Origin of the sequence: Pseudoalteromonas shioyasakiensis, assembly GCF_001550135.1 — a bacterium.
GTDB classification, from domain to species: domain Bacteria; phylum Pseudomonadota; class Gammaproteobacteria; order Enterobacterales; family Alteromonadaceae; genus Pseudoalteromonas; species Pseudoalteromonas shioyasakiensis.
In genome coordinates this window covers 226,404-252,539 of the sequence record NZ_LRUE01000018.1, presented here as the reverse complement: position 1 = coordinate 252,539, position 26,136 = coordinate 226,404, and the positions used below count along the sequence as shown (strand labels likewise).

General features: G+C 41.0%; 27 protein-coding genes and 1 rRNA gene. 11 read left to right on the top strand and 17 right to left on the bottom strand.

From position 1 onward, the window contains the following. A 5S ribosomal RNA gene (gene rrf, locus PASHI_RS15020) occupies positions 1 to 115 on the top strand. Positions 116 to 645: 530 nt separating this feature from the next. On the opposite strand, the gene PASHI_RS15015 is transcribed toward rrf, so the two are convergent. Genes PASHI_RS15015 through gpmM form a run of 4 tightly spaced genes read right to left on the bottom strand, consistent with a single transcriptional unit; the run spans position 646 to position 5,431 of the window. Further along, positions 646 to 1,404: a divergent polysaccharide deacetylase family protein gene (locus tag PASHI_RS15015; protein WP_062566186.1), complete on the bottom strand. Its 759-nt coding sequence runs from the start codon at positions 1,402 to 1,404 to the stop codon at positions 646 to 648. A 35-nt stretch (positions 1,405 to 1,439) separates the two neighbouring features. After that, positions 1,440 to 2,708, bottom strand: a complete 1,269-nt coding sequence (locus tag PASHI_RS15010) for a S41 family peptidase (RefSeq protein ID WP_058586641.1) — start codon at positions 2,706 to 2,708, stop codon at positions 1,440 to 1,442. Between the two features lie 35 nt (positions 2,709 to 2,743). Further along, positions 2,744 to 3,883 carry a murein hydrolase activator EnvC family protein gene (locus PASHI_RS15005; protein ID WP_062566185.1) on the bottom strand — a complete coding sequence of 380 codons (1,140 nt, stop codon included), beginning with the start codon at positions 3,881 to 3,883 and terminating at the stop codon, positions 2,744 to 2,746. 3 nt (positions 3,884 to 3,886) lie between these two features. Then, complete coding sequence (gene gpmM / locus PASHI_RS15000) at positions 3,887 to 5,431, bottom strand: 2,3-bisphosphoglycerate-independent phosphoglycerate mutase (RefSeq protein ID WP_062566184.1); 1,545 nt, start codon at positions 5,429 to 5,431, stop codon at positions 3,887 to 3,889. Positions 5,432 to 5,623: 192 nt separating this feature from the next. Between gpmM and PASHI_RS14995 the strand changes: the two genes are divergently transcribed. The 4 genes from PASHI_RS14995 to gpsA are packed head-to-tail and all read left to right on the top strand — an operon-like array spanning position 5,624 to position 7,881. Next, complete coding sequence (locus PASHI_RS14995) at positions 5,624 to 6,055, top strand: rhodanese-like domain-containing protein (protein ID WP_054562817.1); 432 nt, start codon at positions 5,624 to 5,626, stop codon at positions 6,053 to 6,055. 30 nt (positions 6,056 to 6,085) lie between these two features. After that, positions 6,086 to 6,343, top strand: coding sequence for a glutaredoxin 3 (gene grxC / locus PASHI_RS14990; RefSeq protein WP_054550973.1), 258 nt, complete (start codon positions 6,086 to 6,088; stop codon positions 6,341 to 6,343). Positions 6,344 to 6,384: 41 nt separating this feature from the next. Next, complete coding sequence (gene secB, locus PASHI_RS14985) at positions 6,385 to 6,870, top strand: protein-export chaperone SecB (RefSeq protein WP_054550974.1); 486 nt, start codon at positions 6,385 to 6,387, stop codon at positions 6,868 to 6,870. 3 nt (positions 6,871 to 6,873) lie between these two features. Next, positions 6,874 to 7,881: an NAD(P)H-dependent glycerol-3-phosphate dehydrogenase gene (gene gpsA / locus PASHI_RS14980; protein WP_055022087.1), complete on the top strand. Its 1,008-nt coding sequence runs from the start codon at positions 6,874 to 6,876 to the stop codon at positions 7,879 to 7,881. Positions 7,882 to 7,955: 74 nt separating this feature from the next. Here gpsA and PASHI_RS14975 read toward each other — a convergent pair whose 3' ends face one another. Next, positions 7,956 to 9,839, bottom strand: a complete 1,884-nt coding sequence (locus tag PASHI_RS14975) for a putative bifunctional diguanylate cyclase/phosphodiesterase (protein WP_167542020.1) — start codon at positions 9,837 to 9,839, stop codon at positions 7,956 to 7,958. 103 nt (positions 9,840 to 9,942) lie between these two features. Then, positions 9,943 to 10,407: a tRNA (uridine(34)/cytosine(34)/5-carboxymethylaminomethyluridine(34)-2'-O)-methyltransferase TrmL gene (gene trmL, locus PASHI_RS14970; protein ID WP_058586636.1), complete on the bottom strand. Its 465-nt coding sequence runs from the start codon at positions 10,405 to 10,407 to the stop codon at positions 9,943 to 9,945. Between the two features lie 101 nt (positions 10,408 to 10,508). On the opposite strand from trmL, the gene PASHI_RS14965 reads away from it, so the two are divergent. Further along, on the top strand, positions 10,509 to 11,417 hold the full coding sequence (locus tag PASHI_RS14965) for a cation diffusion facilitator family transporter (protein ID WP_082401648.1): 909 nt from the start codon (positions 10,509 to 10,511) through the stop codon (positions 11,415 to 11,417). Here PASHI_RS14965 and PASHI_RS14960 read toward each other — a convergent pair. The 3 genes from PASHI_RS14960 to PASHI_RS14950 are packed head-to-tail and all read right to left on the bottom strand — an operon-like array spanning position 11,396 to position 14,411. Next, positions 11,396 to 12,334, bottom strand: coding sequence for an alpha/beta fold hydrolase (locus tag PASHI_RS14960; protein ID WP_062566182.1), 939 nt, complete (start codon positions 12,332 to 12,334; stop codon positions 11,396 to 11,398). The two genes, PASHI_RS14965 and PASHI_RS14960, sit on opposite strands and share 22 nt — an antisense overlap. Then, positions 12,335 to 13,720, bottom strand: coding sequence for an ATP-binding protein (locus PASHI_RS14955; protein ID WP_082710951.1), 1,386 nt, complete (start codon positions 13,718 to 13,720; stop codon positions 12,335 to 12,337). It abuts the gene before it with no gap. A gap of 1 nt (position 13,721) precedes the next feature. Beyond that, entirely contained in the window at positions 13,722 to 14,411 is a 690-nt protein-coding gene (locus PASHI_RS14950; RefSeq protein ID WP_062566181.1) for a response regulator, read from the bottom strand. Between the two features lie 171 nt (positions 14,412 to 14,582). Between PASHI_RS14950 and PASHI_RS14945 the strand changes: the two genes are divergently transcribed. Further along, entirely contained in the window at positions 14,583 to 15,110 is a 528-nt protein-coding gene (locus PASHI_RS14945) for a Spy/CpxP family protein refolding chaperone (protein WP_062566180.1), read from the top strand. 56 nt (positions 15,111 to 15,166) lie between these two features. Here the strand turns inward: PASHI_RS14945 and yacG are convergent, their stop codons facing one another. The 5 genes from yacG to PASHI_RS14920 all read right to left on the bottom strand — a co-directional run bounded on the left by yacG (position 15,167) and on the right by PASHI_RS14920 (position 20,219). Next, the gene (yacG, locus tag PASHI_RS14940; RefSeq protein WP_054562797.1) at positions 15,167 to 15,400 is read right to left on the bottom strand and encodes a DNA gyrase inhibitor YacG; all 234 of its coding nucleotides are present in this window, start codon (positions 15,398 to 15,400) and stop codon (positions 15,167 to 15,169) included. Between the two features lie 73 nt (positions 15,401 to 15,473). Continuing rightward, positions 15,474 to 17,150, bottom strand: a complete 1,677-nt coding sequence (gene pilB / locus PASHI_RS14935; protein WP_055022084.1) for a type IV-A pilus assembly ATPase PilB — start codon at positions 17,148 to 17,150, stop codon at positions 15,474 to 15,476. Between the two features lie 193 nt (positions 17,151 to 17,343). After that, positions 17,344 to 17,943, bottom strand: a complete 600-nt coding sequence (gene coaE, locus PASHI_RS14930) for a dephospho-CoA kinase (protein ID WP_062566179.1) — start codon at positions 17,941 to 17,943, stop codon at positions 17,344 to 17,346. A 2-nt stretch (positions 17,944 to 17,945) separates the two neighbouring features. Beyond that, positions 17,946 to 18,842 (bottom strand): prepilin peptidase, encoded by an 897-nt coding sequence (locus tag PASHI_RS14925; protein WP_062566194.1) that lies wholly within the window; start codon positions 18,840 to 18,842, stop codon positions 17,946 to 17,948. A gap of 150 nt (positions 18,843 to 18,992) precedes the next feature. Next, a complete protein-coding gene (locus tag PASHI_RS14920) occupies positions 18,993 to 20,219 on the bottom strand; it encodes a type II secretion system F family protein (RefSeq protein ID WP_062566178.1) in 1,227 nt (408 codons plus the stop codon). A 127-nt stretch (positions 20,220 to 20,346) separates the two neighbouring features. On the opposite strand from PASHI_RS14920, the gene PASHI_RS14915 reads away from it, so the two are divergent. Continuing rightward, positions 20,347 to 20,955: a fimbrial assembly protein gene (locus PASHI_RS14915; RefSeq protein ID WP_244269406.1), complete on the top strand. Its 609-nt coding sequence runs from the start codon at positions 20,347 to 20,349 to the stop codon at positions 20,953 to 20,955. On the opposite strand, the gene PASHI_RS14910 is transcribed toward PASHI_RS14915, so the two are convergent. The 3 genes from PASHI_RS14910 to nadC all read right to left on the bottom strand — a co-directional run bounded on the left by PASHI_RS14910 (position 20,952) and on the right by nadC (position 23,156). Further along, on the bottom strand, positions 20,952 to 21,377 hold the full coding sequence (locus tag PASHI_RS14910; RefSeq protein ID WP_082710950.1) for a pilin: 426 nt from the start codon (positions 21,375 to 21,377) through the stop codon (positions 20,952 to 20,954). The genes PASHI_RS14915 and PASHI_RS14910 overlap by 4 nt on opposite strands. An 18-nt stretch (positions 21,378 to 21,395) precedes the next feature. After that, the gene (locus PASHI_RS14905) at positions 21,396 to 21,815 is read right to left on the bottom strand and encodes a pilin (protein WP_062566176.1); all 420 of its coding nucleotides are present in this window, start codon (positions 21,813 to 21,815) and stop codon (positions 21,396 to 21,398) included. Between the two features lie 492 nt (positions 21,816 to 22,307). Then, positions 22,308 to 23,156: a carboxylating nicotinate-nucleotide diphosphorylase gene (gene nadC, locus PASHI_RS14900; RefSeq protein ID WP_062566175.1), complete on the bottom strand. Its 849-nt coding sequence runs from the start codon at positions 23,154 to 23,156 to the stop codon at positions 22,308 to 22,310. Between the two features lie 187 nt (positions 23,157 to 23,343). On the opposite strand from nadC, the gene ampD reads away from it, so the two are divergent. The 3 genes from ampD to pdhR all read left to right on the top strand — a co-directional run bounded on the left by ampD (position 23,344) and on the right by pdhR (position 26,115). Further along, positions 23,344 to 23,886 carry a 1,6-anhydro-N-acetylmuramyl-L-alanine amidase AmpD gene (ampD, locus tag PASHI_RS14895; RefSeq protein ID WP_062566174.1) on the top strand — a complete coding sequence of 181 codons (543 nt, stop codon included), beginning with the start codon at positions 23,344 to 23,346 and terminating at the stop codon, positions 23,884 to 23,886. A 21-nt stretch (positions 23,887 to 23,907) separates the two neighbouring features. Beyond that, the gene (gene ampE / locus PASHI_RS14890) at positions 23,908 to 24,759 is read left to right on the top strand and encodes a beta-lactamase regulator AmpE (RefSeq protein ID WP_062566173.1); all 852 of its coding nucleotides are present in this window, start codon (positions 23,908 to 23,910) and stop codon (positions 24,757 to 24,759) included. 606 nt (positions 24,760 to 25,365) lie between these two features. Next, positions 25,366 to 26,115: a pyruvate dehydrogenase complex transcriptional repressor PdhR gene (gene pdhR / locus PASHI_RS14885; RefSeq protein ID WP_036965924.1), complete on the top strand. Its 750-nt coding sequence runs from the start codon at positions 25,366 to 25,368 to the stop codon at positions 26,113 to 26,115. The last annotated feature ends 21 nt before the right edge of the window (positions 26,116 to 26,136 follow it).

Sequence of the window (26,136 nt, the reverse complement as noted above, 5' to 3'; positions counted from 1 at the left end):
CTTGGTGACAATAGCGTTTTGGACCCACCTGACCCCATGCCGAACTCAGTAGTGAAACGAAACAGCGCCGATGATAGTGTAGCAGCTGCTATGTGAAAGTAGGTCATCGCCAGGCTCCAAATAAGAGAAAGCCCGATTCGAAAGAGTCGGGCTTTTTTGCATTTGGAGCTGTCAGCTTTCAGCCGTCAGACGTCAGTTGAAACACAGAGTCTCCCTCAGCAACACCCCAGTAGGAGGCACTTCAGTGCCGAATCTAGACCATAACAAACACATTCATGGCTAAGGCCATTCCTACAAGTACACTTTGCCTAGAACCTAGAACCTAGAACCTAGAACCTAGAACCTAGAACCTAGAACCTAGAACCTAGAACCTAGAACCTAGAACCTAGAACCTAGAACCTAGAACCTAGAACCTAGAACCTAGAACCTAGAACCTAGAACCTAGAACCTAGAACCTAGAACCTAGAACCTAGAACCTAGAGCCTCCGGCATAGGAAGACGCAGCACCAAACACCCAAACCGCGCGGCTGATCGCTGACGGCTGAAAGCTCTGTGTTGGGTTTCGCTTCGCTCTACCCAACCTACGCCAGACCTTAAAACTTTCCCCTCGCTAACTTTACTCTCGCTAACTTACTTTTATAACACTCATTCCCCTTGCCTTTGCTCTGCTTTGGCAAGCTGAATGTATTTTGTTTCGACTAGTTGTGAGAGGGGAACAAGCTCGAAGCCTTGCTGTTGTAATTCTGGGAGAGCTTGTTGTAGAAAAGCAACGGTTTCTGGATAGGGGTGGGCTATGGCGATTGCGTAGTTGAAGTGTTCAGCTTTGCTTTTTAGTTCTTCAAGTTGATGTTGTAGCTGGCTTTGGGTGACATTGTTATCAAGAAATACATGGCGAGATACATTAGCCACACCATAGAGGTTAGCAACGTTTTGTGCTTCACTTTGACTGGTTGTTCGGCTATCTAAGAAGTATAAACCGCGTTTCTTTAATATTTCCATCGTCCATTTCATTGGCTCTGTAAGTTGTGTTAACTCAGAACCCATGTGGTTATTGACCCCTTTTACTTGTGGTAGAGAGGCTAACGCATGACCAAGGGTTGTTTGTAACTCTGACTTACTCATAGTATCGGTGAGTGCACCCGGACCAAGTGCTTTAGTTTTATCAAGCGCTTGCATTGGTACATGTAAAAGTAATTCTTTATGAGTTTTACTAGCGCGCTCAGCAAATATTTGTGAATAGGGTGTATGGGGCAAGATTGAGAAGGTCACTTGCCCTGGTAAGTTTAATATTTCAAGGTCGCGCTGATGATTGCCTATATCATCAATTACTATGGCTATTTGCTTTGCTTGGCAGAATAGCGGTAGGCAACATACGGCGAGTAATAAGCCTGTTTTTAAATTCACTTTTTGTAATTATTATATCCGTTGTGAGCATTTACTTACTGCATAATAAAGAGCTGCTTTGCTGTAAGTTGCTTTTTGTCTTGTCCATCTAGAAGTGAGCTAAAAAGCGCCAATTCTTGGATGTTTTTTATTATAACGCCTTGGTCAATTTCTGAAAGCATTGTTTGATTAATACTCACATCTGGGGTGATCCCCTTTCCATCGATAGATTGACCCGCGGGTGTGTAATAACGTGCTGTAGTCAGTTTCAATGCGGTATTACCGTTACCTAAAGGTATCAGCGATTGCACTGAGCCCTTACCAAAAGAAGTTTCGCCAATTAGCACCGCTCGTTGATTATCTCTCAGTGCTGCTGCGAGTATTTCAGCCGCAGAGGCAGAGTTTTCGTTAATCAGTACAGCAATGGGAGCGCCACTGAGTATGTCGCCTTTATGGGCTTTATACTTCTGATTAGCTTCATTAAAGCGGCCTTTGGTTGACACTATGGTGCCGTTATCTAAGAACAGATCTGCAACTTCAATGGCCCCTTGTAATGTACCGCCTGGGTTATCGCGTAAATCAATAATTAAACCTGAAAGAGGGAAGCTATTGGTGACCTGCATTTTTGCAAGCTCCCGAGCAACATCGTGTAATGTGTGGTTATTGAATGAGTTGATACTGATAAGCGCAACGCCTGTATCTGCTAAATGGCCATGAACGCTTTGTAAGTTGATTTGTTGGCGCTTAATCGAGAAGTTTAGCTCAGTATCTTTCTCTCTTTTTACAGCGACATCGACAGCACTTTGACCGCTTTGGCGAATTAATTTAGCCACTTCTTCGATGCTTTTGTCTAAAATAGGTTGTTGATTAATCGCTATAACTTCATCATTTACCTGAAGACCCGCAAGCGCCGCAGGTGAGTTATTAATAGTGTTAACAATATAAACCCGACCATCTTCAACTTTTACTTCTATACCGAGTCCTGTGTATCTACCATTAGTGCTACTGAAGATAGCATCGAGCTCAGTTTCGTCGAGATATTTTGAGTATGGATCAAGGCGTTCGAATAACGCCTCAACTTGTAAGTTATCAGGCTGGGTTACAAATGAGTTTTGTAGCTTCAGATCATCAACATAATATGTATGGATATTAAATAGGATTTCGTTTAGTTGCTGATGCTGTAGAGACTGCAACGAGGGTTTTGCAACAGCCTGAAACGATTGCAGTATCAGGCATAGCAAGCTGACAAGTAATAAAAAAGACAGCTGAGTAAAAAACTTAGCTGGGGAAAAATGAGCTTTGTAAGAGTAAGTTGTGTTTAGCATCAGCTGCTCCTCATAGAGTGCAGCTATTTAATCAATTAAATGCGTCTGCACCATTTTACAGGATTTACTGCGCGTCCTTTGTGGCGTATTTCAAAGTATAGACCAGGATCCGGTTGTCCGCCGCTTTGACCGACTAATGCAATTGTTTCGCCTTCTCTAACAAGGTCGCCAACATCGCGAAGTAGAGTTTGAGCGTGACCATATAAGCTCATAAAGCCATCGCCATGATCAATTGCGATAACCCAGCCAAAGCCATTTAGCCAGTCAGCGTAAACCACTTGGCCGTTCTGTACGCTTTTAACATTACTGCCTTCTTTGGCGCTGATAAGTACGCCTTTCCAATCTATGTTGCCGTGCTTGCGTTGTCCAAAGCGGTGGCGTAAAGCTCCTTTGGTTGGCCAGTCGAGTTTGCCCTTACTACTTTGTAAGCCTAGTAATTCAACTTTTTCGTTTCGCTCTTGTTCAAGCTCTTCAATGGCGGTGATCAGGGTTTGCTCATTTTCTTTTAAGTAATCAATTGAGCTCTTCGTTTCTTTTAACGCTGACTGGAGTTTATTGAGGTTAGTTTTACGCTCTTGCTGTGCATTGACTAGAGCTTGCTGGCGTCTTTTTTGCTCATCATATAAGGCAACTAGACGTTGTTTGGTTTTTTCAAGCTCAGCTTGGTTGTCTGCAATTTCTTGCTGCAGTGCTTTGAGCTCTTCGATTTGTTCGATACGTGCTTTATTTAGATAATTATAATAACTTAGTGTACGCTCAATTTTGGCTGTGTCTTGTTGGTTAAGCAACATTTTAGAGTAGTCATGGCTACCCGCCATGTAGGCGCTTTTTAGTTGTGCAGCTAATAAGGTTTGGCGCTGTGCTTGCTGGGATTTAAGTTGCTCGGCTTTAGCTTGTTGTTCTCGCTGTTGTTGCTCATTTTCTTTAACAGATTGGGCGGCAAGGTTTAATGCTTTGGCATTTTGAGCTATGTCGAGTTCATGGGCGCGCAGATCTTTGCGCATTTGGGCAATGGACTTGCGTTGACCTTTAAGCTCAGCCTCTGTTTTTTGTAAAGCTGATTGAATATCTGATAAGTCTTTTTTGGTTTGATCTTCATTAGCAACAACCGAAGTTGCTACTAATGAAGTCAGTATTAAACCAGTTTTAAGGAAGTGGTTAATACATTTACTCATAGCTTATTTCAGCGTCATGATTGGTTTGCCAGTCATTTCACTTGGCTGCTCTAAGCCGAGTAGGTGAAGCATAGTTGGAGCCACGTCACTCAATGTTTTACCATCATGTGGTGTTGCATCACGGCCAACATAGATAAATGGCACTGGCTCACTGGTGTGTGCGGTATGTGCTTGGCCCGTTGCTGGGTTAGCCATTTGTTCAGCATTACCATGATCGGCTGTAATAAGCGCTTCACCACCATGTTCTTCAAGTGCTGCAACTACGCGACCAATACACTGATCAACTGCTTCACATGCTTTCACTGCTGCTTCGAATACGCCAGAGTGACCTACCATGTCTCCGTTAGGGTAGTTACAGATGATGGCATCGTATTTACCGCTAGCGATTGCTTCAACCAATTTATCGGTCAGCATTTCAGAGTTCATTTCTGGTTGCAGATCGTATGTTGCGACTTGTGGTGATGGAATTAGTTCGCGAGTCTCACCAACAAATTCATCTTCACGGCCACCGCTGAAGAAAAAGGTCACGTGTGCGTATTTTTCTGTTTCAGAAATACGTAGCTGTGTTTTACCTTGCTTCTCTAACCATTCGCCTAATACATTTGTTAAAGGCTCTGGGGCAAACGCAATCGGCGCTTTAATGTCTGCTGCGTACTCTGTCATCATCACAAAAGCGCTTAACTGTGGTGATTTTTTCTTATCAAAACCACTGAAGTCAGCATCAACAAAGGCACGAGTCATTTCACGTGCTCGGTCTGCTCTGAAGTTAGAAAAGATAACTGTGTCGCCATCATTGATCTCAGCCGCTGTTTGGCCTTCTGGTACAACAGTTGTTGCAGCTACGAACTCGTCGTTCTCGTCACGTGCATAAGCCGCTTCTAGTGCGGTTACACCGTCAGTGTAGCTGTATTCAGCAATACCACTAACCATAACATCATATGCAAGCTCGACACGATTCCAACGGTTATCGCGGTCCATTGCATAGTAACGACCAACAAGCGTTGCTAAGCGGCCACAGCCAAGTTCTGCAAATAAGGCTTCGATGCGCTCAATTGATGCTTTTGCGCTACGTGGCGGTGTGTCACGGCCGTCTAAGAAACCGTGGAAGTAAACTTCTTTTGCACCGCGCTTAGCAGCAAGTTCAATCGTTGCCACAATGTGGTCTTCGTGACTATGAACACCACCAGGGCTTAAAAGACCCATAATATGCACGGCTTTGCCTGCATTTACAGCTTTGTCGATATTATCAACAAGTGCTGGGTTGCTATCGAACTCACCATCATCAATGGCTTTAGTGATGCGAGTAAAATCTTGGTAAACGATACGGCCAGCACCTAAATTTACATGGCCTACTTCAGAGTTACCCATTTGTCCTGCAGGTAAACCAACATCAAGTCCCGAACCTGAAATTAATGTATGTGGGCGGGTTGCCCAAAGGTTGTCGAGTACTGGGGTATTAGCAGCAAGTATGGCGTTACTTTCTGTGTCTTCACGGTATCCCCAACCGTCTAAGATCATTAATACCAATGGTTTTTTATGCTCTGTCATTATAGCTCCTGAAGATTGGCACTTATATATCACTAGCATACCGTGTTTTATGGTTTTGATCAGCTATCAATATGTCATATTAAAATATTTCACGCCCTAGCATTTTCAATTGAAGCACGTATACTTGCGTGGCAAATTTTAATTAACCCATGGCTATGCGCTGTGGTACCTAAATTTCTTAGTGGAAAACGCATGGATCAATATATTGAATTTATCTCGAATCATCCGGTTTTGAGCATTATCTGGTTAGCATTAGTCGCTATGCTGATCAGCAGTTGGTTTAAAAGTAAATTTTCGGCTATCCGTCAAATCAACCCACAGCAACTTACCTTGCTAATTAACCGTGATGATGGTCAAGTGATTGATATACGTGCACAAAAAGAGTTTAACTCTGGCCGTATTGCAGGCGCAACTCACTTAAATCCGGAAAAAGCAAAGCAATCTGATTTTTCAAGCCTTGAAAAGTTTAAGACTAAACCCATTATACTAGTATGTACCACGGGCATGACTGCCTCAGGTATCGCAACTGCAATGCATAAAGCAGGTTTTGAGCGTGTTTATGTATTAGCGGGCGGTATGGGCGCTTGGCAATCAGCTAGCTTACCAACAACGACCGGTCGTTAATAAGGCTCACTGCCCGATAGAGGAATTATTATGAGTAATGTTGTTCTTTACACAAAAGCATACTGTCCATTCTGCCAACGTGCTTTGGCGTTATTAGACAGTAAAGGTGTAGACTACACGAATATCGATATTGGTGTTCACCCTGAGCGTCGTGATGAAATGATCGACAAAGCAAATGGTGGTTACACAGTTCCGCAAATTTTCATTAATGATGAACATATCGGCGGTTGTGACGACATGATGGCAATTGAAGCGCAAGGCCTTTTAGACGCAAAGCTTAACGCTTAATAAATTTTAAATATAAAAACGAATACAAGTTAGGAATTACAATGAACGAAGAAAATCAAAACGCAGCAGCAGAACAAGCCGGCGCTCAATTCTCAATCCAACGCATCTACACTAAAGATGTTTCATTTGAGACGCCTAACTCACCTGCTATTTTCCAAAAAGAGTGGACTCCTGAAGTTAAGCTTGACTTAGATACTCGTTCTAACAAATTAGAAGAAGGTGTGTTTGAAGTTGTTCTTGCTTTAACAGTAACGGCTTCAATCGGTGAAGAAACAGCATTCCTATGTGAAATCCAACAAGCGGGTATTTTCACAATTGGTGAAGTTGAAGAAGTTCAACTTGCACACATGTTAGGTGCTTTCTGCCCGAACGTACTTTTCCCTTACGCACGTGAAGCAGTATCAAACCTAGTTAACCGTGGTACTTTCCCACAATTAAACTTAGCGCCAGTTAACTTTGACGCACTATTTGCTCAATACATGCAACAACGTGCAGCTCAAGATCAACAGGCAACTGCAGACGCATAAGCTATGAGTACAGCACAATCAGCTGTTACAGTATTAGGGGCGGGGTCTTATGGCACCGCCCTTGCTATTTGCTTTGCCAGAAATGGCCACCCAGTGACCTTGTGGGGCCGCAATAGCGATGACGTTGCTACGCTTGCAGCTGAGCGAAAGAATCAACGTTATGTTCCGGATGTTAGCTTTCCTGAAACCCTCCAACTAGAAGCAGATTTAGAAACGGCAGTTAAAGCAAGCAAGATCATTTTGGTTGTTGTTCCGAGTCATGCTTTTGCTGGCACGCTGCAAAAAATCAAACCTTGGTTGTCAGAAGGTGCTGAAGTTGCATGGGCTACCAAAGGTTTAGAGCCAAATACAGGGCGTTTATTACAAGAGGTAGCGGTGCAAGAGCTAGGAGATGATGTTCCTCTGGCTGTGCTTTCAGGGCCTACTTTTGCCAAAGAAATGGCAATGGGCTTACCAACCGCTATTTCGGTATCGTCGACCTCTAAAGACTTCGCTAAGCAATTAGCTGACCTTTTACACTGTGGTCGCTCATTTAGGGTGTATAACAATGATGACTTCATTGGTATACAGCTTGGTGGCGCAGTTAAAAATGTCATTGCGATTGGCGCTGGTATGTCTGATGGTTTTGGCTTTGGTGCCAACGCACGTACTGCCTTAATCACTCGCGGTTTAGCTGAGCTTTGCCGTTTAGGGTGTGCATTAGGTGCCCGTTCAGATACCTTTATGGGTATGGCTGGCCTAGGTGACTTGATCTTAACCTGTACAGATAACCAATCTCGTAACCGTCGCTTTGGTCTTGCTCTTGGCAAGGGTGAAGGCGTAGAAGCTGCAATTGAATCTATTGGTCAGGTTGTTGAAGGCTATAGAAATACCAAAGAAGTGTATTTACTTGCTGAGCGTACCGGTATTGAAATGCCAATAACGGAGCAAATTTACCAAGTACTTTATGAAAATAAAGATGTAAAAGAAGCTGCGATGGCACTACTTGGCCGTGAGCAAAAATCTGAATAATTTAGATTGTGCACTGTTAAATAAAAAACGCGATTTATTAATCGCGTTTTTTATTTAATGTACAGTTGCAACCACTAGCTAGATTGCTGCTTTTCAAGCGTATCATTAATAAATTCGCTGACTTGCTCAGCTTTTAGTGGTTTACAGTAATAATAACCTTGTTGAAAATGACAGCCCATAATATGCAGCATGTAAGCTTGCTCTTCAGTTTCTACTCCTTCAGCAACCACATTAATATCCAAATACTTAGCTAACCGCACTATGGTGGCGGTGATATTACGATCTTGGTCGTTTTTATCGATATCTTTAACGAATGATTTGTCGATTTTGAGTGTATCGATTGGAAAACGCTTTAAGTAACTGAGTGATGAATGACCGGTGCCAAAGTCATCCAGCGCGATGTGCACACCAATCGATTTAATGCGTTTCATTTGCTGCTCTGCAAACTCAGGGTTATCCATCATGGCGCTTTCTGTGATCTCGAGTTCTAAGCAATGTGCCGGTACGTCAAATTTAGCTAAGTTGTCGATGAGTGTTTCAATAAGACTACTTTGCTGAAAGTGTAAGGCTGAAATATTAATAGCGACATTACCAAACGAAATGTTTTGTTTTCGCCACTGGGCCAGTTGATTAAGCAGCTGCTCCATCAGTAATTGGGTGAGCGGAATAATGGCACCATTTTGTTCGGCAAGCGGAATGAACTCATCGGGGTTAATAACACTGCCATCTTCTTGAGGCCAGCGAACTAATGCTTCAAAGCCGTATAACTGATTATGCTGGGCATCAAACTTAGGCTGAAAATAAAGCTCAAACTCATTGTTGGTAATGGCTTTAAATAAAGCGCTCTCTTTGGTTAATTCGGTTGGGTCGAGAGTATGGCGCTCTTTATCAAAAAATTGATACGTATTACGGCCCATTTTTTTTGCATGATTCAAAGCACTATTTGCGCTGCGCATTAAGTATTCACAGTTGTAGGCGTTGTCTGGGTAGATAGCAAGACCACAACAGGCAGATAGTGAAGTCTCAAAACCATCTAACATAAATGGGGTTTTAAACTGCTGAAGCACGATGTCTGCGGTTTTTTTAGCAAAGAATACGGTTTGACCTGAATAAAGATAGGGTGGCACCAGTACCGCAAATTCATCTGCACCGAGTCTTGCAATGGTAAAGCCTGAATTTAGAGAGTCAGTTAAACGACAGGCTACCTCTTTTAGTAGTACATCGCCAATTGTGTGACCGAGCGAATCGTTAATTTTTTTAAAGTTGTCTATATCAATAAAGATGATCAACAGGCTAGGGTAAGTGTCGTTACAAGCATTGATTGCTTTTTCAAGGGACTCTATAAAAATGGCGCGGTTTGATAAACCCGTGACACTGTCTTTGGTCGTGAGCTTGAGCATAGTTCGCTCGTTATTCTTACGAGCAGTTACATCAGAAAACATACCAACGTAACGTACAGAGCTTTTTGCAAAGCGTGGTGTGGTCACTTTTGTTATACATAAATCAATGGCGTAGGGTTGCCCATCTTTGCGTAAATTCCAAATTTCGCCAGACCAATAACCATCATTACTCAGCTCTTGTTGGATAATTTCTTCGAGTTGTGTATCACGACCGGCTTGCGTTAATGCTTTGAATTTTTTACCAAGTACATCGGCTTTTTTATAACCCGATATTTCACTAAATGCGTTATTAATTTCTATGATCCGGAACTGTTCATCGGTGACCCAAATACCATCTTTAGACTGGGAAAGTAGAGCATCCATCAGCGTCATCTTTTGGTTTCTTTGATAATAGATAACCGCACCAATGAGGATGACAATCGCTAGAAAGATTAGTAGTAATAGGGGAGTCGTATTGGGGACTTGTGAGTTAGAGGGATTAGACACAGCAGCAGAAGCAGCACTAGAAAAGTGCTGCATCAGCAAAATGATACTGCATACTCGGGCAAAAAAGCGCATTAAATCCATCTTTAGGAACAAACTCACCTATTTAGGTTAGTCCATAAAAAATGGTCGTGCTAAACAATTAGTGAATATTTATTACAAGCGCTTTTTCAATGAGTTATTGACCGTTCACAAAACCCAGCTGACGCCAAGATTCATAAACAAATACAGCAACTGAGTTAGATAAGTTCATACTACGGCTGTCTTTTTGCATTGGAATACGTACACGTTGCTCTTTCGGCAACGACTGAATTAGATCATCAGGTAAGCCACGTGTTTCAGGGCCAAACACTAAACAATCGCCAGGCTGATATTGTGCTTGATGATGAAATTGGCTGCCCTTAGTGGTGCAAGCATAGACTTTTTTCGGCTGGCATTTTTCTAGATATGCTTCAAACGAGGCATGGCGCTGTACATGGCTAAACTCATGATAATCAAGACCTGCACGTTTTACGCGTTTATCATCCCACTCAAAACCAAGGGGTTCAATTAGGTGTAACGCATAACCTGTGTTTGCGCATAAGCGAATGATATTACCCGTGTTTGGTGGAATTTCTGGTTGGTACAACACAATATCAAGCATGTGAATCTCATTTATAAGGATTTGATCTGCTGCTGAGTATACACGAACTAGAATTAAAAGATGATATACTCAACACAGTTACTCACTAAAGGTAAGTTGTTGTGCAGCATCGTAGTTATGAGTTTTGGGTTAAAACAGCCAGTATAGTCACCATTGTTATGGTGAGTTTAATGATCGCAGCAAAAAGCTGGGCTTGGCTTGCATCTGGCTCGGCGTCAATGCTGGGTTCATTGACCGATTCGTTAATGGATATCACAGCCTCACTGATGAGTTTTTTAGTGCTAGGTTATGCACTACGCCCTGCTGATGACGACCATCGCTTTGGTCACGGAAAAGCCGAAGCATTAGCCGGGCTTGCACAGGCCGCTTTTATAGCTGGCTCAGGTTGCTTTTTAGCGTTTCATGGCATTGAGCGCTTATTTAATCCGGTAACCTTAAAGCATTCAGACCTTGGTATTTGGGTTAGTATTTTCGCTATTGTTTGTACGCTCGTGGTGGTGTTTGTACAAACTAAGGTGATTAATCACACCGAATCAATCGCCATTAAAGCAGACTCAATTCACTATAAAGGCGATTTAATCTTAAACTTGGCGGTATTACTGGCAATTGTGTTAGCTAAGTACGGCGTCGCTTATGCCGATCCATTGTTTGCTATTGGGGTGGCTGTTTATTTACTTTATAACAGCTGGGATATTGCTCGCGAAAGTGCTGATCACTTAATGGATAAAGAGCTCCCAGATGAAGAAAAACAACAAATACTGGCCATTGTGAATAGTCATCAAGACGTATTTGGTGCCCATGATATTCGTACTCGCCAAGGTGGTAAAATTAAGTTTATTCAGATGCATTTAGAGCTGGAAGACTCATTATCATTGATAAGAGCGCATCAAGTTGCTGATGAAGTAGAAGCGTTAATTCAAACGCATTTTGATTGTGAAATGGATATTTTGATGCACCTAGACCCACTTTCTGTGGTTAACAAAACACGTCAAAGCTCAGCACAAAATTGATAAAAATCGCTGAGCACTGCTTGTCTGATCTCGTCGCGTTCACACAATAACTCGTGGCGAGCGCTCGCATAGCTTTTTAGTTGTGCTTTTTGCCTATGGCTAAGTGCAAATTGCGCAGCGTTATCGACCACGGTATCTTGCTCGGCGCTGGCGATAAACAAAGGAATATCGACTTTTTTATCGACTAAAGAAGCAATAAAATCAAATGATGCATTAAGCCAACCATAGGTTACGCCACCTAGCTGTAAATCATCTTCTGCTGCATACAGCTCTCTGAACAGCTTATATCGAATTTCACTACTGGTTAGCTCATTAGCTGCAAAGTCGACTGGTAAATAATCGCGTTGGCCAAATGCGTAACTGCGGCCAAGACCAAGTAAGGATGCAATTTTAGCAGCCAGTTTTGCTACAGGCTTTGGCGTGCCTTTGGTATAGATATCAAACATCGGCGCTGATAAAAAAGCACCCGCAAATTGATGCTGATAGCGCGATAGGTAATCATAGGCAATGGCACTGCCCATAGAGTGGCCAAGCAAAACCTGCTTTCCTTGCCAGTGTTGATGCACCACTTTTTCTATAAATACCGCAAAGTCATCTGCGTAATCAGTAAAGCGATTTACATAACCCTTATGAGTGTTTTTTAAATGACGATAAGAGCGACCTTGCCCCTGGTGATCAACACTAAAAACTGCAAAGCCATTTTGGTATAGCTCCCAAAGCAACTCTTTGTACTTAATTAAAGACTCTATTCGGCCAGTACTGATAACAATGGCCGTTTTTGCTTGTTGAGGGATTGCATAGCCATAATAAAGCTTGCCATGAGCGGTGCTCAGAAAGTCTTGCTGTAATTGCTCAGAAAAAAACTGATTAATATTAGGTAGGTTGTTAACAAGACTTGCTTCGCTACTATAAAACATTTACTCACTCTTAAAAGGTAGACGGATGTTTACGCACAGTCCGCCATGTTCTTGGTTTTCAAGTGTTAGTGTACCATCATGTGCTGAGATAGCATTCTTTGCAATAGCAAGACCTAAGCCCGTGCCGCCTGTGCTTCTATCACGAGCATGCTCCTGACGGAAGAAAGGTTCACACAGCCTTGCTAGGTTTGCTTCATCAACCCCTTTACCGTCATCACAAATAGTGATGTAGATAGCATCTGATTCAACTAAGCCTATTGAGATTGAATGTTCTGCGTATTTAATGGCATTGCGAAGTACATTCTCAAGCGCGCTGGCTATTAAGGTTTCATCGCATTTTAAATCGGCTGTTAGTGTACCATTTACAATAAGCTCTTTATTACTTTGCTTGGCCTCAAATTGAGCATCGTTGAGTACGTGATCTACAATCACTTGTAAGGACTGTGTACTCAACGCCAGAGTCTGGCTTTTGGCTTCTAAGCGTGAAACTTGAAGGACATCGGCAATCATTTTATCGAGCTGATTGGCCTCTTTTTCAATGCGCTCTAAATAAGCGTGTTGAGCATCATCGGCTTGCATTTGTGCAAGGCCTGTAGCCATTTTTAAGCGCGTTAATGGTGAACGTAGTTCATGAGAAATATCTGCTAGCAGTCGTTTTTGAGCGCTAATAAGCTGCTCAAGTTGTACTGCCATGGTATTAAAGTCACGACCAAGTACACCTAACTCATCTTGACGAGTAGGAGATACATCGGCACGGGCAGTTAAATCGCCATGAGCAAGCTTTTTTGCAGTTTCTTTTAAACTATTAATAGGTGCAATTAAGTTACGGCTAAAGAAGAAACTCAGCATCAAGGATGCAACTACAGCTATCAGTAGTTTAAGCCAAACTGGCATTAGCCATAGGCTGACAAAAAACGGTTTTTTGCGTTTTTCATCGATTTCATAAAGATAAAATTTACCTTCGGGTACATTCAAAGCTACCGGTCCATAAGCTTGGTATTCATCGGTAAAAATAATTTGCGGACGCATATATTTGGTAAAGTTCAGCAAGCTTAAATCAATGTCTTTGGATACAGGTTCGCTAAGCATTTCAACACCATGAACCTCACCATTTAAGTACAGTAATTTATGCTTTGATAAGCGCGGATGAGATAAAACCTCTTGAGTTGATTTTCCGTGTTTAGCAACAATGCGTTCAATACTTTTAGCAGTGTACTCAAGATTTTTCAGCATGGGTCCACGCAGGTCGTCATTGCCGACATTGCTCGTTAACTGGCTTAAAAACACCAGTATTGTGATAGTCGCTATGACAGTAACCCAAAACCAAGCAAATATTTTTAAAAACAAATAATGGCGGGGATGCTTTAGCCAGCTTGGAGTTTGCATATTATTCGCCTTGTATTAATACATAACCACTGCCACGCATGGTTTTGATCCGTTCATTGCTAACATGCTCTGCAATTTTTTTACGGATGTTGCTGACATGCATATCGATTGAGCGGTCAAAAGGAGCAAGGCGTCTACCAAGGACTTGCTCACTTATTTGCTCTTTGCTGATCACTTCACCTGCATGTTGCACTAGCATGGCAAGGATCTCATACTCAGTGCCAGTTAGGCTCAGTACATTATCTTTAACAGAAGCTTCTCGTGTTGCGAAATTAACATTGATGCTGTTAACACTCAATGAGCTGGTCTGTTGGCTAGATAAGCTGTTGATATGCTCAATGCGGCGGGTAATTGCTTTAACGCGAGCTAGCAGCTCTCTGTGGTTGAATGGCTTAGGAATATAATCATCTGCGCCAAGTTCTAAACCAAATATACGATCAAAATCTTCGCCTTTCGCGGTTAACATGATCACCGGTGTGAGCTTATGTTGCCTTAATTGCTTTAGCACATCAAAGCCATCCATAGAGGGTAGCATCACATCAAGCAATATTAGCTCATAGTTATGCTTAATAGCTTGCTTTAGGCCTTCAGCGCCATCATGAACACACTCTACTGTAAAACCTTGTGCTGATAAGTACTCGCTGAGTAATTCGCACAATCCTGTATCGTCGTCGATCATTAATAGTTTCATTCTGACACCTAGCTATTTATTTCTTTAAGGTTATTTTACTCAGTAAATTGTGTAAAAGTGAATCTTTACACAACCTTTACACTGGTTTGCGTTCCTTTGCATTGCATTAGTTATAGTTAACCCATCAGTCGGAAACGACAACAGAGCACAACCCAACAAAAGGTAATGATTATGACTATTTCAAATAAGCTTTCTAAATTCGTACTTGTTTGTGGTTTAGCAGCAGCTAGTGTAGGTGCTACTTCAGCAATGGCGAAAGGAGACTTTAACCGTGGTATGAACCCACAGGCTCGTTTTTTACTTTCTGAGCGTGGTATTGATAAATTACAACTTACCGAAGAGCAGCAAACGCAACTTAAAGCAATTTTTGCCGAGCAGAAAACACAATTTGAAGCACTGCGTGGCGATAAAGATGCAATGAAAGCCGCTCGTGCTGCACACAAAGAGAAAATGGATGCGTTATTAGCAACAAAAGCATTTGACGAAAATGCCGCATTAGAGCTGATTAAAGCGCGCCAAGAAAAAGGTCAGCAGTTTGCCATGCTAAAAATGAAATCTGACCATGCGATTTGGCAGGTTTTAAATGCTGAACAGCGCGAAAGCTATCAAGAGATTAAAAAGCACCTGCGTAAAAAAGGTCACAAAAAGGGCCACCATGGTCCACGCGGCGAGCGCAAAGCTGAGCGTTCTGAAGGTTAAAAGTGATAGTTATATTAAAAAATGCGGCAATTGCCGCATTTTTTGTATTTGACGCTTTATTCTTTAAAGAATGAATCATCGTTTTTAGCCAGCATTGCTTCGATGTCTTCAATCATATCTTGGCTCAAATCATTAGCATTGCTAATTGGGCTAGAAATTTTATTGTTTTCAAACGACCACTCGCCTAAATCAATTAGCTGGCAGCGTTTTGAGCAAAATGGACGATGCGGGCTTTGCTCTGACCATTCAACTTTGGCTTTGCATGTTGGGCAGTTTACAACTGTTGGCATGGAATAACTCTCAAATAAGCACTTTTGTCAGATCTTACTGAACAGTTAGCTGATAATCCAGTAACGAATTTGTTTAGAAACTCGTTACTCGGTTTATTTCTGCTAGAGAGGTAACACCGTCGGCGGCTTTTTTCAGGCCAGATAAACGCAGATCATTAAAGCCTGAGCGCAGAGATACTTCAGCGATTTCGAGTGAGTTACCACCACGCATAATAATTTGCGCTATTTCAGGGGTAATTTGCATTACCTCGTAAATACCAACTCGACCTTTATAGCCTTCAGTACAGCTATCGCAGCCTTTTGGTGCAAATAACTGAACTTCATTGAGCTTGTCTTTATCAAAACCTTGGCGAATCAATTCTTCATCAGGTAGTTTTTCTGGTGTTTTACACTTAGGACAAAGTCGTCTTGCTAGACGCTGCGCAATAATAAGGCTGATAGAGCTTGCTACATTATAAGCAGGAACACCCATATTTAAAAGACGAGTAAGAGTTTCTGGTGCAGAGTTTGTATGCAGAGTTGATAATACCAAGTGACCCGTTTGCGCCGCTTTAATTGCTATTTCAGCGGTTTCAAGGTCACGGATCTCACCAACCATTACTACGTCAGGATCTTGTCGTAAGAAAGCCTTTAATGCATTGGCAAAGGTCATATCTGCCTTTGGATTAATTTGAACTTGGTTAATCCCTTCAAGGTTGATCTCTACTGGATCCTCGGCAGTACTGATATTACGTTCTGGCTGGTTAAGAATATTCAAACCTGTATAAAGTGATACCGTTTTACCAGAGCCTGTTGGACCGGTTACTAGGATCATGCCTTGTGGTTGCTCTAGTGCGTCCATGTAGAGTTTTTTCTGCTCAGGTTCATAGCCAAGCACATCGATACCTAGCATAGCACTTGATGAGTCGAGAATACGCATTACGATTTTCTCGCCCCAAAGAGTAGGCAATGTACTGACACGGAAGTCGATACTTTTACGTTCAGTAATTTTAAGCTTAATACGGCCGTCTTGAGGTTTACGTTTTTCAGCTATGTCTAGTCGTGACATAACCTTGATACGCGCAGATAAACGGCTCGCTAAGCTATTTGGCGGACTTGCCATTTCATGCAAAATACCATCGATACGAAAACGCACGCGGTAGCGGTGTTCGTAAGGCTCAAAGTGTAGATCCGAGGCCCCTTTTTTAATCGCATCCATCAAAATCTTATTGATGTAAACGATAATAGGGGCATCGTCTTTATCTTCATCTTTGCTAGCTAAGTCGCGAGGGGCTTCTGTTTCAAGCTCACCAAGTTCTTTAAACTCATCTTCACTTAAGTGTAAGCCACCTGCGGCATCAAGTAATTGCTCAATTTTGTTTTCAAGTTGCGTGTAATCAACAACGACCACTTCGCATGAAAGGCCTGTACTAAATTCAAAGTTTTCAAAGGCACCGTAGTCGGTTGGATCTGAGGCTGCAATGTAGAGCTTACGGCCCTTTTTAACTAGAGGTAAAATGTGGTGCTCACGAATTAGTTTATCTTTAACTAGTTCTTCGCTAATGTTCGCAACGTCAAAGTCTTTGATGTCAAAATAAGGCACACGAAAAAGGTCTGTACATTGCTCTGCGAGCTCATGGCCAGCCATTCCACATGTTTTAGAAATAAGCTCTGCAGTAGAGTTATATTCGCGCTGCTTTGATTTTACGGTCTCTGCATCAATGCGACCGAGTGTAATAAATTTTCGAAGTAGCGGTGAGTTTATATTCATTGCGCACCTAGATTGATCCTTTATTGCCACAATCTAACAGAAAAAGTAAGGCTATTACATCAGTCTTGTCTGATTTTAGAAAAATTGCAAAAAAAATTAACCTAAAACTCAGTTGTTTAGAGTGTGGGTTGGTACTTTTGTATTGGTTTTAGGGTCTTCTATTGAATGAGAATCTATAAATAAAATCAATAGCCTAGTGAGAGTGTTTTAGATACTTTTCATGCAGTTTTTGCGCATCCGTTTTTACTTCTTCAAGAGGGCGGTTATTATCTAAAATATCTCCCGCTTTTTGTTGTTTATCAGCTCTGCTCATTTGAGAAGCGATAATTTGCTTAGCTAATTCTACAGAGACATTATCACGGGCTGTAGTTCTTGTTATTTGTACATCAACCGGAACATCAATTAGCAAGGTATGGTTGCAGTATTTTTCTAAGCCATTTTCAAAAAGTAAGGGAGCAACTAAGATGACATAATTGCTGGTGGCTTGCTTTAATTGGCTCAGCATTGATTCTCGAATAAGTGGATGCAATAAGTTATTTAGCCATTGCTTTTGTGATTCATCGGCAAAGATAATTGCTCTTAGTTTTGCGCGATCAAGCGTGCCGTTACTCGTGAGTATCTCATCACCAAAATGTGCTGTAATTTTTGTAAGGCCAACAGAGCCCGGCTCGACGACTTCTCGGGCTACAATATCGGCATCAACCACCTGAATACCAAGCTCTTCAAACATGGCGCTTACTGCACTTTTGCCTGAGCCAATACCACCGGTTAGCCCTAAAACCCAGTTTGCCATAATTAGTAACCTAAATAGTTAAAGTAATAACTTTTAATTTGCTCACCCCAAAGTAAGGTGACCCATCCTGCGATGGCAAGATAAGGCCCAAACGGGATTGGCGTAGTTTTGTCTTTACCTTGAATAATGATTTGCGCAATGCCGATGATGGCACCGACGACACTTGATAGCAGCACGATAGTTAAAATATCTTGCCAGCCAAGTAGCGCACCAAACACGGCTAATAGTTTAAAGTCGCCATAACCCATGCCTTCTTTACCCGTAGCAAGCTTGAATAACCAATAGACACTCCATAAGCTCAGGTAGCCAACTGCTGCGCCGATAATGGCATCGCTCGGTGCAATGGTAATATCCATAGTGGCAGCAATCAGCGCTAACCAAACGAGTGGCAGGGTGAGCTGGTCGGGCAATAACATGTGATCTACATCGATAAAAGTTAATGCAACTAAAAACCAAGTAATCAATATATAAAGAAGAGCAAGCGTTGTTGGGCCAAAAACAGCGGCGACAACTAAACTTAAAACCGCTGTAAGCATTTCTACAATAGGGTAGCGCACAGAGATCGGTGTTTGACAATTTGCACAGCGACCTTTTAGCAATAGCCAACTTAAGACAGGGATATTTTGCCAAGCTTTAATCGGTGCTTGGCATTTAGGGCAAGTTGAATTAGGTTTTACTAAATTAAAGGGAGCTTGTTCTGTTTGCTGTTTTGAATTGAGCTCATCGGCCAATACAATACGGCACTCAGTTTGCCATTCTCTTTTCATCATCAGTGGCAAACGATAAATCACCACATTCAAAAAGCTACCAATACACAGGCTTACTAAGCCCACCGTCAAAAAATAAAACCACTGCTGACTTTGCATCGCAGTGGTTATATCAAGAAAAAAGTTTTCCATTAAAATACCTAACTTCTGGCCATTTAAAGGCCGATTTTTATTTCGCTGTGTTGAGCTGTTTTTATTATTTATTTTATGTTGCAAGCAATCAACAAGCATTTAGAGTTTGCTTACAGCTTACAGCTTACAGCTTACAGCTTACAGCTATGTTTAAATCACCGAACCTAATTGGAATATAGGTAAGTACATCGCAATAATTAAACCACCGACAAGTACACCTAAAACCGCCATTATAAGGGGCTCAAGTAAGCTTGATAAACCATCAACGGCATCATCAACTTCTTGCTCATAAATGGTTGCTACTTTGGCAAGCATGCCATCGAGAGAGCCAGACTCTTCACCTATGGCCACCATTTGTACGACCATATCGGGGAAAATTTTAGAGTTTCGCATTGCCCAGTTCATTAAATTTCCTGAACTGACCTCGGCCTTTATTTCTAAAATTGCATAACGATACACTGCATTACCGGAAGCGCCCGCTGCAGAATCAAGTGCATCAACCAGAGGTACACCAGCAGCAAACGTAGTAGAAAGTGTACGGGCATAGCGAGCAACCGCTGCTTTATTTAAAATCATGCCAATAACAGGTAGTTTTAATATCGCTCTATCATTAGCATCTCTGAGTTTTTTGCTTCTAAGTAAAGCTTCTTTATACGTATAGCCTGCAGCAAATAATACTAGAAGTACGATCCACCAATATTCCTGCATAAACTCTGAAATGCCAATCACCATAAGGGTGAATGCAGGTAACTCAGCACCAAAGCCATTAAAAATATCCTGGAATTGTGGAACTACAAATATAAGAAGAATAGATGTAACGATTAGAGCAACCACTAAAACAGCAATGGGGTAAAACATAGCTTTTTTAATTTTTGATTTTAATGCTTCTGCTTTTTCTTTATAAAGGGCTACGCGGTCAAAAATTTTATCAAGGGCACCCGATTGCTCACCTGAGGCTACTAGATCACAATATAAATCATCAAAATAGCGAGGGTGCTTTCTGAGGCTTTGTGATAAAGGCATACCCGCTTTTACGTCATCACTAATACTTTCCATTAGCTTAGCGACGCTTTTATTCTTTGCTCCTGAACCGATCATTTCAATTGATTGAATTAGTGGTACACCAGCCATCAACATTGTAGCTATTTGTCTAGTTATAAGCGCAATATCTTTAGCAGTGATTTTTTGTACTCTTGCTCCGAACAAAGGCTTCGCTTTACGTTTTACTTTTGAAGGAGTTATGCCTTGCTTACGAAGTTGGGCTTTGACTAAAGCTATGCTTTGTCCTGAAAGTTCGCCTTCTAATTTCTTTCCTCGAGCACTTACACCAACCCATTCAAAAGTATCTAAAGATTGCTTTTCTTGAACTTTACTCATTGTAAATCCATATGTTACTGATTGATGTTTAGTAACTTAATAGTAGCGGCCTTTTGAAGCTTAAACAATTGATAAGGTGATGTTATCTTGCTTAAATACGAAGATTCAGATGATTAAGGTCTCAAAAGTGCAAAATACATTAAAGGTTTATAGAACTAAGTTTGTTTGGAGTTTCATTCATTTTCTTGTGAGCGGTCTGCTCTTATTCGTAGTCGGCGCTTTACTTTTTTTTAGTTGGTTCAATAATGGGCGATATTTACTTACGGATTTAGTGGGTATAGCAGTCATTATCCTTTCAATAGATCTTATTTTAGGCCCAGTCTTTAACTTTTGGTTATTATCACCACTGAAATCGAAGCGTGAAAATACTATTAATTTTAGTTGTATTCTTATATTGCAATTTTTATCACTTGGTTATGGGATTACTCAGGTAGATGGTCAACGCTTGGCCTATATAGTTAAATGGCAAGACTCCTATTTTACAGTGTTAAAAAAGGAGGATAGAAGAGCAAATCATGAAGAGGCTCTATATCATTTTAATGAGCCTAGAGTGCAAAGTAATGAAAGAGCTTTTTATGAAATGATGATAAAGAATGCCATACCACCGATTGAAATGTATGAATACTTTTTGGAAATTTCAGTGTCGAGCGAGTGTTACGAATCATCTTGCGAAGTTATTACAAAATCAGGTCTGGTTCAATTCAAAAATAAAGAAAATGGTATGGTCTTTTTTTAGCAAGTGCCATTTCTTATACAGGTGCTCGTTTGTGACAACTGCCATATTAGTTGGCCTGCATTTAATTGGCCTTGTATAATATATGTATCACCGTTCGATTTTGATGCATCAGCAGTTGCAGTGGATGTAATAGTAAATCCACTAGAGTTTGAAATTTCGATATTAGAGACGTGTTTTGGGGCGGTAAAGTCAGATTTTTTTCTGCCTAACTTACTGAAATCATCGCATTTAGATAGATCAACATACCGATGGTAACATAGCTCGACAGCTCTTTGAACTCCATTACTAGCAAGTACAACTTCAGTGAATTTTGAACGTTTAAAATGATTGTTATAGGCGGGAAGAGCCAACGATAACAGTAAGCCTAAAATTGCCACTGTAATCATTAGCTCTACTAGTGTAAAACCTTTAGGTTTATTCACAATTACATGAACTCAAAATTAGCATATACCAGCAGCGATACATGTACCTGTTTGAGCCCAAGTTAAAGTTCCATTACTCTCAGTTGGTGTTAGAACATATGTCACACTATCAACAGAAGCAGCACCTGTTGCAGTGATCGCAGCAGTAGTTTCCGCAATTGCAACACTAGCTACATGGCTACCAGCAGCAGCACCAGATGCATTTAAACCAATTTCTGTAGCAGTATCGCATGCAGTTAAAACTCCAGCACCTCGCGTTTGATAGCACACATCTACAAGACCTTTAGCCGAAGACGCAGCTAAAACTACTTCAGAGAATCGTGCTTTTTTGGTGTAAGTTTGGTATTGCGGTAGAGCGATGGCTGCAAGAATACCGATGATTGCAATTACAATCATTAATTCAATTAGGGTGAAACCCTGTTGCTTTTGTTGTGTCATTTGTTCCTCTCCTAAAGGATATGATGATTTAGTAAGTTTAGCTGTAACTTCAGCGTTGTAAAACCAGTGCTCAATTTACAGGATAAATCTTACAGTTTTACTTAAAACTACTTTTATTAACCTTTAAATGTTAACAAAGCAGCAAAAACTTTACTTGTTAAGCGTGTATAAATTTACTTTAGCATCAATAAATGTTTTTGGAAGCTATTTTCCTGTTCAGTAAGCAGTTTTTCAGAACTTTCCTACCTTTGTTTGATGTAAAATAAGCTTAGTTACACATATTTGTACTATTTATAGACACCGCATCCTTGCAGGAACTTATTGAATTGATTGCAATCTTGTGTAGGTTCAGGACGTGCGTATACAAAATAGTCAAAAGCGCTGAAAAGATATTGATTTTTTGTTATCTGTTCGGCTTTTTACGTATTTAATGCTTTTTTTATTTTCTTGTCAACGAATTAGGTAAAACATTAAATACGTATAAGAGAAATTTTAGCCGTTAAATCTCATTGAAAGATCGATTGATTGTAAATTTTTTGTAAGGGCGCCACTTGAAATAAAGTCAACACCGGCCTGTGAATAAGCTTTTAAAGTTTCAAGTGTCATGTTGCCAGATACCTCAAGCTTTGCTCGTTTGTCTGTTAGCACAACTGCTTGTTGAATTTGCTCTACAGTAAAGTTATCAAGCATGATGATATCAGCACCAGCTGTTATCGCTTGTTCAAGCTCAGCAAGTGATTCTACTTCTACTTCAACTGGTTTAGTCGGGTGGTTTAATTTAGCTTGAGCGACTGCTTTATCAATACCACCACAGGCTGCAATGTGGTTTTCTTTAATTAAGAACGCATCAAAAAGGCCGATGCGATGATTCGCGCCACCACCACATTTCACAGCGTATTTTTGTAGCGCACGTAAACCTGGAATTGTTTTACGAGTGTCGAGTAGCTGCGTAGTCGTGCCCTCAAGCTCTTTTACATAATGAGCTGTTGTTGTTGCTGTACCTGAGAGTGTTTGTACAAAGTTAAGGGCAGTGCGCTCTGCGGTTAAAATTGCGCGAGCTGAGCCTGATGCTGTAAATAGTGTACTATTTGCTGCTACTTTGTCGCCGTCATTTACGAGTACTTCAACATTTACTGTAGGGTCGACTTGCTTAAATACTTCTAAAATAATGTCTTTACCACAAAATACACAGTCTTCACGAGTAATTACCTTAGCATTAGCTAGCTCATTTTCTGGAATTAGTTGCGCGGTAATATCACCGTCATTTGCGCTTTGGTAATCTAAATCTTCATCAAGGGCGAGTTTTACCAGTTGGCTAATTAAAGTGTGAGGGACTGACATGTCGAAAGCTCATTGTTTATTAATAAATTGGCGAAATTTTACTATGTTTAACCCCTTAATAGAAGACAAAGATCGGCCACAGTAAAGTATCCTTACTATTACTTTAAGTGATTGAATCAAAGCAACTAGACCCTGAGATTTTAACCCTTTACACTATTTAACTTTGTTGTCATCGTTAGTTTTTAATATGCATATAAATGAATTGGGTCAACTAAACACTGTGTTACAGAGGCCTTGTACACATTACGATGAGCGTCCTGAGGGCGAGGTGTCATTACTTGTTATTCATAATATTTCATTGCCAGCAGGGCAGTTTGCTACGCCTTATGTTGATGATTTATTTATGGGAGCAATTGATTGTACGGCACACGAAAGCTTTGCAGATTTAAAAGGTTTAAGAGTGTCTGCGCATTGCTTTATTCGTCGTACCGGTGAAATTATTCAGTACGTGCCTTTTAAAAAACGAGCTTGGCATGCTGGTATCTCAACGTTTGAAGGTAGAGAGCGCTGTAATGATTTTAGTGTGGGCATTGAGCTTGAAGGGACCGACACTCTGGCGTATACCCAAGCCCAGTATAATGCATTACACTTAGTGACTAAGGCGTTGATGGCAAAGTACCCTGAGATAAACCGTTCGCGCATTGTTGGCCATTGTGATATTGCACCGGGCAGAAAAACTGACCCTGGTGCGAGTTTTGATTGGCAATACTATTTTGATTTAGTGTTTTAGTTAAAGGATATAGGTAAAAGCATGATCTTAATTTCAATAATTATTGCTTTGGTAATTGAGCGTTTAGGGGCTCGAGCTAACTACTGGCAAATCGGTTTTTATGCCAATACCTATCTTAAGCACTCGCAAAAACAACTCTCAGAAAAAGGCTTATTTAATTCGCCAATTGGCTTTTTGATTTGGTTAATGTTACCTGTAGTGGCTGTTGCATTAATTTATCAACTATCCGAATTTATCATCTGGCAGTTGGCTTTGAATGTTGCTGTACTGCTGGTTTGTTTTGGCTGTGCTAAGCAACGTGCTTTGTATAAGTCTTACTTAAATGCGTTAACCCGCAACGACCAAGAGGCTGCAACCCTATTTGCGTTACAAATGGGCCAAAAGAAGACAGAAGATGACCCTCATGGTGAAACTTTTGGCCAAACTTTAGCTTGGTTAAATTTTCGCTTTTATTGTGCAGTTATTTTTTGGTTTGTGGTTTTAGGTGTGCCTGGCGCGGTGCTTTACGCATTAGTTCGTACTTTTGCTGACAAAGTAAGGGATGATCACAGTGTTGCCTATGCTAAGCGTTTTAAACTAGTACATAGCTTACTGTTTTGGCTCGATTGGTTACCAGCTCGGGTTGCAAGCTTTGGTTATTTAGTGATTGGTAACTTTAATAAAGGTACCAGTTGTTGGCTGAAGTATGTACTCGACTTTTCAGTGAGTAACCGAAAAGTAGTTACGCAAACTGCACTTGCCGCTGAACAAATTGAGCAGCAACATTTTGGCTGTACTTATGAAGCCACTTGCATGATGAAGCTTGTAAAAAGAAATGTATTGTTCTTTTTAGTGATCATCGCAGCGCTTACCTTATTTGGTGGGTTGGCTTAGCGTGTAAAGTTAGCAAGTTACGAGAGTAAAGTTAGCAAGTTACAAGAGTAAGGCTTGTTGTATAACTTTATTCATTAATCGCTCTACTAATGCACTTCGATTGAGTTTTAATTTTTCAGCACTGAAGTGCATCCTACTTCGAATATTTTTCAGCATTCAATTCAACTAACATCTAAAATCTGATCTCTAAAAGCTTTTGTCGCGGGGTAAACCCGCTGCTACAAAGCTACTCAATTCAACTAACATCTAAAACCTGACCTCTAAAAGCTTTTGTCGCGGGGGGTAAACCCGCTGCTACAAAGCTACTCAATTCATCTAACATCTTAAATTTGGCCTCTAATAGCTTTGTCTGTCAATCTGGTCTGACCATTTATTTTTTATTGTTTTTTCCTTCAGAAAAAGCCACTTTAATCCATACTGTTTAATCTTTAGACGAATTACGTTAGGGTGTAACTAGGCGCTGAACGTAGTGAAATTGACAGAAATACGGGTTTTTGATAACGTATGCGACAAATTTGGTATGACCAATTTACCTTTTTGGTCAAGGCACAAGGCTAAATACCCGATATTTATGGGGTTAGCGCATAACAATGCGGACGTTAATAAATGTCTTTAAAGATTAAAGCAGCAAAATTATCTGATGTAATTTTACAACAACTTGAGAATATGATTCTTGAGGGGTCGTTAGCGCCAGGCGAAAAGCTGCCTCCTGAACGTGAATTAGCGAAACAATTTGAAGTATCGCGACCTTCACTGCGTGAGGCGATTCAAAAGCTAGAAGCAAAGGGGTTAGTAACGCGTCGCCAAGGTGGCGGAACGTTCGTAAAAAATCAGCTTGAAGAGGGGCTCACTGATCCGCTTTTTGATTTGATTAGTAAGCATCCAGAGTCACAATTTGATTTACTCGAATTTCGTCATGCCCTTGAAGGAATCGCAGCATATTATGCAGCTATGCGCGGCACAACGAATGACTTCAAAAAAGTAAAACAAAGCTTTGACAACATTGCGCTCGTTAATGACGACATTGTGCAAAAAGCAAAAGCAATTAATGCATTTCATTTTAGTGTGGCAGAAGCGTCTCATAACGTTGTACTGCTACATTTAGTACGTGGTATGCAGGCCTTGCTAGAGCAAAATGTATTACAGAATTTAACTGTACTGTTAAAAAAACCACAGATCAGCCAGCAGCTCGCAGAACATAGACGACTGTTGATGGATGCGGTTATTGAAGGTAACCCAGAGCAAGCACGTCTTGCTAGTAATGCTCACTTAGCCTTTATCGAAGAAGCCTTACTTGAGGCTGGCAAAGAGCATTCGCGGATTGAACGTAGTTTAAGACGCACCAAACAACATTAAGCAAGTGATTAGCTAAGTTTA